This is a genomic window from Cellulosimicrobium cellulans, from assembly GCF_001722485.1.
GTDB lineage: Bacteria > Actinomycetota > Actinomycetes > Actinomycetales > Cellulomonadaceae > Cellulosimicrobium > Cellulosimicrobium cellulans_A.
In genome coordinates this window covers 1-11,708 of record NZ_LWGL01000102.1, presented here as the reverse complement: position 1 = coordinate 11,708, position 11,708 = coordinate 1, and the positions used below count along the sequence as shown (strand labels likewise).

General features: G+C 68.4%; 9 protein-coding genes and 1 pseudogene. All 10 read left to right on the top strand.

All coding sequences use genetic code 11. The features are described from left to right. The first annotated feature begins 217 nt into the window (after window positions 1-217). Window positions 218-4,099, top strand: a complete 3,882-nt coding sequence (locus JZ5iCDA_RS11700; protein ID WP_069387337.1) for a DNA-directed RNA polymerase subunit beta' — start codon at window positions 218-220, stop codon at window positions 4,097-4,099. Between the two features lie 463 nt (window positions 4,100-4,562). Next, window positions 4,563-4,937, top strand: coding sequence for a 30S ribosomal protein S12 (rpsL, locus tag JZ5iCDA_RS11695; RefSeq protein WP_021479869.1), 375 nt, complete (start codon window positions 4,563-4,565; stop codon window positions 4,935-4,937). Next, window positions 4,937-5,407 (top strand): 30S ribosomal protein S7, encoded by a 471-nt coding sequence (gene rpsG, locus JZ5iCDA_RS11690; protein ID WP_069387336.1) that lies wholly within the window; start codon window positions 4,937-4,939, stop codon window positions 5,405-5,407. Before rpsL ends, rpsG begins: the two co-directional genes overlap by 1 nt. 114 nt (window positions 5,408-5,521) lie before the next feature. Then, window positions 5,522-7,624 (top strand): elongation factor G, encoded by a 2,103-nt coding sequence (gene fusA / locus JZ5iCDA_RS11685; protein WP_069387335.1) that lies wholly within the window; start codon window positions 5,522-5,524, stop codon window positions 7,622-7,624. A gap of 128 nt (window positions 7,625-7,752) precedes the next feature. Further along, window positions 7,753-8,949 (top strand): elongation factor Tu, encoded by a 1,197-nt coding sequence (tuf, locus tag JZ5iCDA_RS11680; protein WP_069387334.1) that lies wholly within the window; start codon window positions 7,753-7,755, stop codon window positions 8,947-8,949. 516 nt (window positions 8,950-9,465) lie between these two features. Further along, the gene (gene rpsJ, locus JZ5iCDA_RS11675; RefSeq protein ID WP_069387333.1) at window positions 9,466-9,774 is read left to right on the top strand and encodes a 30S ribosomal protein S10; all 309 of its coding nucleotides are present in this window, start codon (window positions 9,466-9,468) and stop codon (window positions 9,772-9,774) included. 14 nt (window positions 9,775-9,788) lie between these two features. Then, window positions 9,789-10,451: a 50S ribosomal protein L3 gene (gene rplC, locus JZ5iCDA_RS11670; protein WP_069387332.1), complete on the top strand. Its 663-nt coding sequence runs from the start codon at window positions 9,789-9,791 to the stop codon at window positions 10,449-10,451. 5 nt (window positions 10,452-10,456) lie between these two features. Beyond that, the gene (rplD, locus tag JZ5iCDA_RS11665) at window positions 10,457-11,170 is read left to right on the top strand and encodes a 50S ribosomal protein L4 (RefSeq protein ID WP_069387338.1); all 714 of its coding nucleotides are present in this window, start codon (window positions 10,457-10,459) and stop codon (window positions 11,168-11,170) included. Beyond that, on the top strand, window positions 11,167-11,457 hold the full coding sequence (gene rplW, locus JZ5iCDA_RS11660; protein WP_069387331.1) for a 50S ribosomal protein L23: 291 nt from the start codon (window positions 11,167-11,169) through the stop codon (window positions 11,455-11,457). The genes rplD and rplW overlap by 4 nt, the downstream gene beginning before the upstream one ends. A gap of 31 nt (window positions 11,458-11,488) precedes the next feature. After that, window positions 11,489-11,708 (top strand): annotated as a pseudogene (locus JZ5iCDA_RS11655) (50S ribosomal protein L2); the annotation flags it as partial.

Sequence of the window (11,708 nt, the reverse complement as noted above, 5' to 3'; positions counted from 1 at the left end):
GACGACGTGTACCGCGCCGCGGAGGAGCTCGGCATCGACCTGTCGCGTCGTCCGAACGCCGCCGCGAGCGTCGACGAGATCTGATCTCGGGCCGGCGGGGGCGGTGCCCCGGTCCACGACCGCGCACCGCTCCCGCCCCGACCCGCACCCACCCCGTCTTTATGGCGTCGGTACCGGCCTCCGGCCGCGTACCGGCAGACGAAGGAAGTAGGACATCTTGCTCGACGTCAACGTCTTCGACGAGCTGCGCATCGGCCTGGCCACGGCCGACGACATCCGTGCCTGGTCGCACGGTGAGGTGAAGAAGCCCGAGACCATCAACTACCGCACCCTCAAGCCCGAGAAGGACGGCCTCTTCTGCGAGAAGATCTTCGGCCCCACCCGGGACTGGGAGTGCTACTGCGGCAAGTACAAGCGCGTGCGCTTTAAGGGCATCATCTGCGAGCGCTGCGGCGTCGAGGTGACGCGCTCGAAGGTGCGCCGTGAGCGCATGGGCCACATCGAGCTCGCCGCCCCGGTCACGCACATCTGGTTCTTCAAGGGCGTGCCCTCGCGCCTCGGCTACCTGCTCGACCTCGCCCCGAAGGACCTGGAGAAGGTCATCTACTTCGCGGCGTACATGATCACGTCGGTCGACGACGAGGGTCGCCAGGAGGACCTCCCGAACCTCCAGAACGAGATCGACCTGGAGAAGAAGGAGATCGCGGACCGCCGCGACAACGACATCAACGCCCGCGCCCAGAAGCTCGAGGCCGACCTGGCCGAGCTCGAGGCCGAGGGCGCCAAGGCCGATGCGCGCCGCAAGGTCCGCGACTCCGCCGAGCGCGAGATGGCGTCGATCCGCAAGCGGGCGGACGCCGAGCTCGACCGCCTCGAGCAGGTCTGGGACCGCTTCAAGAACCTCAAGGTCGCCGACCTCGAGGGCGACGAGATGCTGTACCGCGCCCTGCAGGACCGCTACGGCACGTACTTCGAGGGCTCGATGGGCGCCGCGGCGATCCAGAAGCGCCTCGAGAACTTCGACCTGGAGGCCGAGGCCGAGTCGCTGCGCGAAACGATCCGCACGGGCAAGGGGCAGCGCAAGACGCGCGCGCTCAAGCGCCTCAAGGTCGTCAACGCGTTCCTCACGACGACGAACTCGCCCACGGGCATGGTGCTCGACGCCGTCCCGGTCATCCCGCCGGACCTGCGCCCGATGGTGCAGCTCGACGGTGGCCGCTTCGCGACGAGCGACCTCAACGACCTGTACCGCCGCGTGATCAACCGGAACAACCGCCTCAAGCGTCTGCTCGACCTCGGCGCGCCGGAGATCATCGTCAACAACGAGAAGCGGATGCTGCAGGAGGCCGTCGACTCGCTGTTCGACAACGGTCGCCGCGGTCGTCCCGTCACGGGCCCGGGCAACCGCCCGCTCAAGTCGATCTCCGACATGCTCAAGGGCAAGCAGGGCCGATTCCGCCAGAACCTGCTCGGCAAGCGCGTCGACTACTCGGGCCGCTCGGTCATCGTCGTCGGCCCGCAGCTCAAGCTGCACCAGTGCGGTCTGCCCAAGCAGATGGCGCTCGAGCTGTTCAAGCCGTTCGTCATGAAGCGGCTCGTGGACCTCAACCACGCGCAGAACATCAAGAGCGCCAAGCGCATGGTCGAGCGCGCGCGCCCGGTCGTGTGGGACGTGCTCGAGGAGGTCATCACCGAGCACCCCGTGCTGCTCAACCGTGCGCCGACGCTGCACCGCCTGGGCATCCAGGCGTTCGAGCCGCAGCTGGTCGAGGGCAAGGCGATCCACCTGCACCCGCTCGTGTGCGCCGCGTTCAACGCGGACTTCGACGGCGACCAGATGGCCGTGCACCTGCCCCTGAGCGCCGAGGCGCAGGCCGAGGCCCGCATCCTCATGCTCTCGAGCAACAACATCCTCAAGCCGTCGGACGGCCGTCCGGTGACCATGCCCTCGCAGGACATGATCATCGGTCTGTACCACCTGACGAGCGACAAGGCAGACACCGTCGGCGAGGGTCGCGCGTTCGGGTCCGTGGCCGAGGCGATCATGGCGTTCGACCAGGGGTCGCTCGACCTCAACGCGCCGGTGAAGATCCGCATGACGGACCTCGTCCCGCCGGTGTCGGGCTTCGAGGCGCCCGAGGGCTGGGAGCAGGGTCAGCCGATCCTGTTCGACACCACGCTCGGTCGTGCGCTGTTCAACGAGACGCTGCCCGTCGACTACCCGTACGTGAACTCGGTCGTCGACAAGAAGCGCCTCTCGGCGATCGTCAACGAGCTCGCGGAGCGGTACCCGAAGGTCGAGGTCGCCGCCTCGCTCGACGCCCTCAAGGCCGCCGGCTTCCGCTGGGCGACCCGCTCGGGCGTCACGATCGCGATCTCCGACGTCGCCACGCCGGCGGCGAAGGCCGAGATCCTCGAGCAGCACGAGGAGCGCGCGCTCAAGGTCCAGCAGCAGTACGACCGCGGTCTGATCACGGACGACGAGCGCCGCCAGGAGCTCATCGAGATCTGGACCCAGGCGACGGACAAGGTCGCGTCGGTCATGCGCGAGAACCTCGAGGCGAACGACCGCAACACGGTCTACCGCATGGTCGGCTCAGGTGCCCGTGGTAACTGGATGCAGGTCCGCCAGATCGCCGGTATGCGCGGTCTCGTGGCGAACCCGAAGGGCGAGATCATCCCGCGCCCGATCAAGTCCAACTACCGCGAGGGCCTGTCCGTCCTCGAGTACTTCATCGCGACGCACGGCGCCCGCAAGGGTCTGGCGGACACCGCTCTGCGGACCGCCGACTCGGGCTACCTCACGCGTCGTCTCGTGGACGTGTCGCAGGACGTCATCATCCGCGAGGAGGACTGCGGCACGGAGCGTGGCCTCACGCTCCCGATCGCGGAGGAGCTCGGGGGCATCCTCGTGCGCCACCCGAAGGTGGAGACGAGCGTGTACTCGCGCACCCTCGCGTCCGACCTGGTCGACGCCGACGGCAACGTCATCGGCAAGGCCGGCGACGACGCGGGCGACGTCCTCATCGACGCCGCCGTGGCGGCGGGCGTGCGGGACGCGAAGGTCCGCTCGGTCCTCACGTGCGAGTCGCGCGTCGGCACGTGCGCCAAGTGCTACGGCCGCTCGCTCGCGACCGGCAAGCTCGTGGACATCGGCGAGGCCGTCGGCATCATCGCGGCCCAGTCGATCGGCGAGCCGGGCACGCAGCTGACGATGCGTACCTTCCACACCGGTGGTGTGGCGTCGGCCGACGACATCACGCAGGGTCTGCCGCGTGTCACGGAGCTCTTCGAGGCCCGCACCCCCAAGGGTGAGGCGCCCATCGCGGAGTTCTCGGGCCGCATCGCGATCGACGACAGCGAGCGCTCGCGCCGTCTGGTGCTCACGCCGGACGACGGCTCGGAGGAGATCGCCTACCCGGTGACCAAGCGTGCGCGCCTGCTCGTGCAGGACGGCGACCACGTCGCCGTCGGCACGCAGCTCGTGCAGGGTGCGGTGGACCCGAAGAAGGTCCTGCGCATCCTCGGCCCGCGCGCCACGCAGAAGCACCTGGTGGACGAGGTCCAGGAGGTCTACCGCTCGCAGGGCGTGGACATCCACGACAAGCACATCGAGGTCATCGTGCGCCAGATGCTGCGCCGCGTGACCGTGCTGGACTCGGGCGACTCCCAGCTCCTGCCGGGCGAGCTCGCCGAGCGCGGCCGCTTCGAGGACGCGAACCGTCGGGCCGTGGCGGAGGGTGGCCAGCCGGCCTCCGGCCGTCCGGAGCTGATGGGCATCACGAAGGCGTCGCTCGCGACGGACTCGTGGCTCTCGGCCGCCTCCTTCCAGGAGACGACCCGCGTGCTCACCGAGGCGTCGATGAGCGGTCGTCGTGACCCGCTGCTCGGCCTCAAGGAGAACGTCATCATCGGTAAGCTCATCCCGGCCGGTACGGGTCTGCCCCGCTACCGCAACGTCGAGGTCGAGCCGACCGAGCAGGCGAAGACGGAGCTCTACCCGAGCTTCGGCTACGACGAGATCGACTTCCCGGCGCTCGGCATGGGCTCCGGCGAGGCGATCCCGCTCGAGGACCTGGACTTCGGCGACTACCGCTGACGTCCCGCTCTTCCCGGTGCCCGACGGCGCCCCCGCACCGCGAGGTGCGGGGGTCGCCGCCGGGCACCTGCCTTTTCCCGGCGGAGCACCCCGGTGGAGGGCCGGGGGAGCGCGACCAGGACCTTTGACTACCCGTCGAGCGGCAGGTAGCCTGGTAAACCGTGCCCGCGCCGTCGGGCCCTCTGTGATGTTCCTCGCGGCCCGCGACCGCGTCGACGCCCCGGCTCGACGCGCACCGCGCCGCCCTGGCGATCTCCGGACGGGTCGATGTGAGTGCGCGGGCATTCCGGACCCGTCCGTCCCGCGCCTCGCGCCCGACGGCCGGCCCGGACCATCGAGCCGGTGGTAGGTGGCTGCGTGCGACGCACTGCGTCGCGGGCGCCGCGTGCGATCGGCGCCCGAAGCCAGCACGACCACAGGCCGGGGATCGCCCCGGCACAGCTCGAGAAGACACGGAGACGTAGTGCCTACGATCCAGCAGCTCGTCCGCAAGGGGCGGACCTCGAAGGTGGGGAAGTCGAAGACCCCCGCCCTCAAGGGTTCCCCGCAGCGGCGCGGTGTGTGCACGCGCGTGTACACCACCACCCCGAAGAAGCCGAACTCCGCGCTGCGCAAGGTCGCTCGCGTGAAGCTCTCCTCCCAGGTCGAGGTCACGGCCTACATCCCCGGCGTCGGCCACAACCTCCAGGAGCACTCCATCGTGCTCGTGCGCGGCGGTCGTGTGAAGGACCTCCCGGGTGTGCGGTACAAGATCGTCCGCGGCGCGCTCGACACGCAGGGCGTGAAGAACCGCAAGCAGGCCCGCAGCCGCTACGGCGCGAAGAAGGAGAAGAGCTGATGCCTCGCAAGGGCCCGGCCCCGAAGCGGCCGCTCATCGTCGACCCGGTCTACGGGTCCCCCGTCGTCACGCAGCTCATCAACAAGGTGCTGCTCGACGGCAAGAAGTCGACCGCCGAGGCGATCGTGTACGGCGCCCTCGAGGGTGTCCGCTCGAAGACCGACGGTGACCCCGTCGTCGTCCTCAAGCGCGCGCTCGAGAACGTGCGTCCCGCGCTCGAGGTCCGCTCGCGCCGCGTCGGTGGCGCCACCTACCAGGTCCCGGTCGAGGTGCGCCCGGCGCGCGCCACGACCCTCGCGCTGCGCTGGCTCACGGACTACTCGCGCGCCCGCCGCGAGAAGACCATGACCGAGCGCCTCATGAACGAGATCCTCGACGCCAGCAACGGCCTCGGCGCCGCGGTCAAGCGCCGCGAGGACATGCACAAGATGGCGGAGTCCAACAAGGCCTTCGCCCACTACCGCTGGTAGTCCGCCCGACCGGCCCCGTGGACGCACGTCCGCGGGGCCGTCGGCGGGTCCCGGCCGGCCACCCCGGTCCGAGCAGCGCCCCCGACTCAACCCACCTAGCGAGGGAAACAGACCGTGGCACTTGACGTGCTGACCGACCTGAACAAGGTCCGCAACATCGGCATCATGGCCCACATCGATGCCGGGAAGACCACGACCACCGAGCGCATCCTGTTCTACACGGGTGTGAACTACAAGATCGGTGAGACGCACGACGGCGCGTCGACGATGGACTGGATGGAGCAGGAGCAGGAGCGCGGCATCACCATCACGTCGGCCGCGACGACCTGCTACTGGAAGAACAACCAGATCAACATCATCGACACGCCCGGCCACGTCGACTTCACGGTCGAGGTCGAGCGCTCCCTGCGCGTGCTCGACGGCGCCGTCGCCGTCTTCGACGGCAAGGAGGGCGTGGAGCCGCAGTCGGAGACGGTGTGGCGCCAGGCGGACAAGTACAACGTCCCGCGCATCTGCTTCGTCAACAAGATGGACAAGCTCGGCGCGGACTTCTACTTCACCGTGAAGACGATCGTCGAGCGCCTCAAGGCGAAGCCGCTGGTCATCCAGCTGCCGATCGGCGCCGAGAACGACTTCACGGGCGTCGTCGACCTCATCGAGCAGAAGGCCCTCGTCTGGCGCGGCGAGACCAAGATGGGTGAGGCGTACGAGACCGAGGAGATCCCGGCCGACCTCGTCGAGAAGGCGGAGCAGTACCGCAACGAGCTGCTCGAAGCCGTCGCCGAGGCGGACGAGGAGCTGCTCGAGAAGTACCTCGGCGGCGAGGAGCTGACGATCGCCGAGATCAAGTCCGGCATCCGCAAGCTCGTCATCGCGGGCGAGGCGTTCCCGGTCCTGTGCGGCTCGGCGTTCAAGAACAAGGGCGTGCAGCCCATGCTCGACGCCGTCATCGACTACCTGCCGTCGCCGCTCGACGTCCCCGCGATCGAGGGCCACGACGTCAAGGACGAGGAGAAGGTCATCGAGCGTCACCCCGACGCCACCGAGCCGTTCTCCGCGCTCGCGTTCAAGGTCGCCTCGCACCCGTTCTTCGGCAAGCTCACCTACGTCCGCGTCTACTCGGGCAAGGTCGCGCAGGGCGCCCAGGTGCTCAACTCGACCAAGGGCAAGAAGGAGCGCATCGGGAAGCTCTTCCAGATGCACTCCAACAAGGAGAACCCGGTCGAGGACGCGACGGCCGGCCACATCTACGCGTTCATCGGCCTCAAGGACGTCACGACGGGTGACACGCTCACCGACCCGGCGAACCCGGTGATCCTCGAGTCGATGACGTTCCCCGAGCCCGTCATCGACGTCGCGATCGAGCCGAAGACGAAGGCGGACCAGGAGAAGCTCTCCACGGCGATCCAGAAGCTCGCCGAGGAGGACCCGACGTTCCGCGTCAAGCTGGACGACGAGACCGGCCAGACCGTCATCGGCGGGATGGGCGAGCTCCACCTCGACATCCTCGTCGACCGCATGCGTCGCGAGTTCAAGGTCGAGGCGAACGTCGGCAAGCCGCAGGTCGCGTACCGCGAGACGATCCGCCGCAAGGCCGAGAAGATCGACTACACGCACAAGAAGCAGACCGGTGGGTCCGGGCAGTTCGCGAAGGTCCAGGTCACCTTCGAGCCGCTCGACACGGCCGAGGGCGAGCTCTACGAGTTCGAGAACGCCGTCACCGGTGGTCGCATCCCGCGCGAGTACATCCCGAGCGTCGACGCCGGTATCCAGTCCGCGATGGAGCTCGGCGTGCTCGCCGGCTTCCCGCTGGTCGGGGTCAAGGCGACGCTGCTCGACGGCGCCTACCACGAGGTCGACTCCTCCGAGATGGCGTTCAAGATTGCCGGCTCGATGGTCCTCAAGGAGGGCGTCAAGCGGGCTGACCCGGTTCTGCTGGAGCCGGTGATGGCGGTCGAGGTGCGTACGCCCGAGGAGTACATGGGCGACGTGATCGGCGACATCAACTCACGTCGTGGAATGATCCAGTCCATGGAGGACGCGACGGGTGTGAAGGTCGTCCGGGCCCACGTACCGTTGTCAGAGATGTTCGGGTACATCGGTGACCTCCGGTCCAAGACGCAGGGTCGCGCCGTGTACTCGATGCAGTTCGACAGCTACGCCGAGGTTCCTCGGAACGTTGCCGACGAGATCATCAAGAAGACCCGGGGCGAGTGAGTCCCCACAGGTCGAAGACCCGCACAACCATCAACCTGTAGGAAAACCGCAACGCCCCGCGGATGTAGGATCTCTCGGTCGACATTCGCAACGTTCGGCACATCTACCCAAGTCCCAGGAGGACCCCAGTGGCTAAGGCCAAGTTCGAGCGGACCAAGCCGCACGTCAACATCGGCACCATCGGTCACGTCGACCACGGTAAGACGACGCTGACGGCAGCGATCTCGAAGACGCTCGCGGACACGTACCCGGACCTGCCGGCGAACGTCCAGCGCAACTTCGACGAGATCGACGCGGCTCCCGAGGAGAAGCAGCGCGGTATCACGATCAACATCGCGCACATCGAGTACGAGACGCCGAAGCGTCACTACGCGCACGTCGACGCCCCGGGCCACGCCGACTACATCAAGAACATGATCACCGGTGCCGCCCAGATGGACGGCGCGATCCTGGTCGTGGCCGCGACCGACGGCCCGATGGCCCAGACGCGCGAGCACGTCCTGCTCGCCCGCCAGGTCGGCGTGCCCTACCTGCTCGTGGCGCTCAACAAGTCGGACATGGTCGACGACGAGGAGATCCTCGAGCTCGTCGAGATGGAGGTGCGCGAGCTCCTCTCCTCGCAGGAGTTCGACGGCGACAACGCTCCGGTCGTCCGCGTCTCGGGCCTCAAGGCTCTCGAGGGCGACGCCGAGTGGACCGCCAAGATCATCGAGCTCATGGAGGCCGTCGACGAGAACGTGCCCGAGCCCGTCCGCGAGCTCGACAAGCCGTTCCTCATGCCCGTCGAGGACGTCTTCACGATCACCGGTCGTGGCACCGTCGTCACCGGCAAGGTGGAGCGCGGCACGCTCGACATCAACTCGGACGTCGAGATCGTCGGCATCCGCTCGCCCCAGAAGACCACGGTCACGGGCATCGAGACGTTCCACAAGCAGATGGACCAGGCCCAGGCCGGCGACAACACCGGTCTGCTCCTGCGCGGCATCAAGCGCGAGGACGTCGAGCGCGGCCAGGTCGTCGTGAAGCCGGGTTCGATCACCCCGCACACGCAGTTCGAGGCGCAGGTCTACATCCTGGGCAAGGACGAGGGCGGCCGTCACAACCCGTTCTACTCGAACTACCGTCCGCAGTTCTACTTCCGCACGACGGACGTCACCGGCGTCATCACGCTGCCCGAGGGCACCGAGATGGTCATGCCCGGCGACAACACCGAGATGACGGTCGAGCTCATCCAGCCGATCGCCATGGAGGAGGGCCTCGGCTTCGCCATCCGTGAGGGTGGCCGCACCGTGGGCTCCGGCCGCGTCACCAAGATCCTCAAGTGATCTGACGCTGCCCGTCGGCAGCACTCCGCGAGGGCCCGGTACCGCGAGGTGCCGGGCCTTCGTGCTGCCCGGGGGAGGGGTGCGCCGGACGTGCGTAGCGGCGGTGCGTGCCGGCCGTGCGGCGGGGTCCTGGGGCCCGAGTTGGCCCTTCTCGGATCCGTGTGGCAGACTGTTCAGGTTGCCTGTCACGGGCGCGCTCTTTCACGTGTCGAACAGTGTGTTGAACCGGTCCTCGCTCGGCGGGGACGGACGCCGGGGCCAAGGGCCCGGGTCTGCGGGTTTTGCTCTCTGTCGACATGGATCGAGTACCCCGCGGGACACATGTTCCGACCAGGCTCGACAAACGTTGTGGTCCGAGGCTGCGGCGTCGTGCGTGAGCACGGTGCGCGGTGGGTTCACATATCCAACGGCCCTGCGCCTCCTGGCGCGTGCGCCCAGGTGCGTCGCGACTACGCGACACGCCCGAGTGCGGGGGTCGGACAGCTAGCGGTTCGAGAGAGAGAGTCAGACGACGCCATGGCGGGACAGAAGATCCGCATCCGGCTCAAGTCCTACGACCACGAGGTCATCGACAGCTCGGCGCGCAAGATCGTCGACACGGTGACGCGCGCTGGTGCAACGGTCGTGGGTCCGGTGCCGCTGCCGACGGAGAAGAACGTCTTCACCGTCATCCGGTCGCCTCACAAGTACAAGGACAGCCGCGAGCACTTCGAGATGCGCACGCACAAGCGGCTGATCGACATCATCGATCCCACGCCGAAGGCCGTCGACTCGCTCATGCGTCTCGACCTGCCGGCCGACGTGAACATCGAGATCAAGCTCTGAGGCTGGAGGACATCATGACTACCCCCCAGCAGAACGCCCGTCCGGTGACGGCCGTGCTCGGGACGAAGCTCGGCATGACGCAGCTCTGGGACGAGGCCGGTCGCCTCGTGCCCGTGACCGTCGTGGCGGTCGGCACGAACGTCGTGACGCAGGTCCGCACGACGGACGTCGACGGCTACGCCGCGGTGCAGCTCGCCTACGGCCAGATCGACCCGCGCAAGGTCACGAAGCCGCTCAAGGGGCACTTCGAGAAGGCCGGCGTCACGCCGCGCCGCCACGTGGCCGAGGTCCGCACGTCCGACGCCGCCGAGTACTCGCTCGGCCAGGAGATCACCGCGGAGGCCTTCGAGGCCGGTGCCGTGGTCGACGTCGTCGGCACGACCAAGGGCAAGGGCACCGCCGGTGTCATGAAGCGTCACGGCTTCGCCGGCGTGGGCGCCTCGCACGGTGCGCACCGCAACCACCGCAAGCCCGGCTCGATCGGCGGGGCGTCGACCCCGTCGCGCGTCTTCAAGGGCCTGCGCATGGCCGGTCGCATGGGCCACGCCCGCCAGACCACCCAGAACCTGACCGTCCACGCGGTCGACGTCGAGAAGGGTCTGCTGCTCGTCAAGGGCGCGGTCCCCGGCCCCAAGGGCGGCGTCGTCCTCGTGCGCAGCGCCGCGAAGGGAGCGTGAACCCCATGGCTGAGCAGACCGCTCTGACCGTCGACGTCCTCGACGCGACCGGCACGAAGGCCGGCACCGCCGAGCTCCCCGCCGAGGTGTTCGACGTCGAGACCAACGTCCCGCTGATCCACCAGGTCGTCGTCGCGCAGCGCGCAGCCGCCCGCCAGGGCACGCACGACACCAAGACCCGCGGCGAGATCCGCGGCGGTGGCAAGAAGCCGTACAAGCAGAAGGGCACCGGCCGCGCCCGTCAGGGCTCGATCCGCGCCCCGCAGTTCGCCGGCGGTGGCACCGTCCACGGCCCGACGCCGCGCTCGTACGACCAGCGCACGCCCAAGAAGATGAAGGCGGCCGCCCTGCGCGGCGCCCTCTCCGACCGGGCGCGCCACGGCCGCGTGCACGTCGTCACCGGGTTCGGCGTCGACGGTACGCCCTCGACGAAGACCGCCCTCGCGACGCTCGCGAAGCTCTCCGGGCGCAAGCACGTCCTCGTGGTCACCGAGCGCGGTGACGACGTGACGACCAAGTCGCTGCGGAACGTCGAGCAGGTCCACCTCCTGGTGGCCGACCAGCTCAACACCTACGACGTGCTCGTCTCGGACGACGTCGTCTTCACGCAGGGCGCGCTCGACGCGTTCCTGGCCGGCCCGGCCAAGGGCCGCTCCGCGAAGGCCGTCGCCACCTCCACCGAGGCGGACGAGACTGCTGCCGAGGAGGCCGCGAAGTGACCACCGTGACCAAGGACCCCCGTGACGTGATCCTCGCGCCGGTCGTCTCCGAGAAGAGCTACGGCCTGCTCGACGAGGGCAAGTACACGTTCATCGTCGACCCGCGGGCCAACAAGACCGAGATCAAGATCGCGATCGAGCAGATCTTCGACGTCAAGGTCGCCTCGGTGAACACGATCAACCGCAAGGGCAAGACGCGCCGCACGCGCTTCGGCCTGGGCAAGCGCAAGGACACCAAGCGTGCGATCGTCTCCCTCCGCGAGGGCACGATCGACATCTTCGGCTGAGCCGACGAGAGCAGATTGAGGACAGATCCCCATGGGAATCCGTAAGTACAAGCCGACGACGCCCGGCCGCCGCGGCTCGAGCGTCGCCGACTTCGCCGAGATCACGCGCTCGCAGCCGGAGAAGTCTCTGGTCCGCCCGCTCTCCAAGAGCGGTGGCCGCAACAGCTCCGGCCGCATCACCACCCGCCACAAGGGTGGTGGCCACAAGCGCGCGTACCGCGTCATCGACTTCCGTCGCCACGACAAGGACG

Excerpts from the sequence above, each read along its gene's own strand:
- rplD (WP_069387338.1), top strand. The coding sequence starts at position 10,457 with ATGGCTGAGCAGACCGCTCTGACCGTCGACGTCCTCGACGCGACCGGC.
- rplC (WP_069387332.1), top strand. The coding sequence starts at position 9,789 with ATGACTACCCCCCAGCAGAACGCCCGTCCGGTGACGGCCGTGCTCGGG.
- rpsG (WP_069387336.1), top strand. The coding sequence starts at position 4,937 with ATGCCTCGCAAGGGCCCGGCCCCGAAGCGGCCGCTCATCGTCGACCCG.
- rpsJ (WP_069387333.1), top strand. The coding sequence starts at position 9,466 with ATGGCGGGACAGAAGATCCGCATCCGGCTCAAGTCCTACGACCACGAG.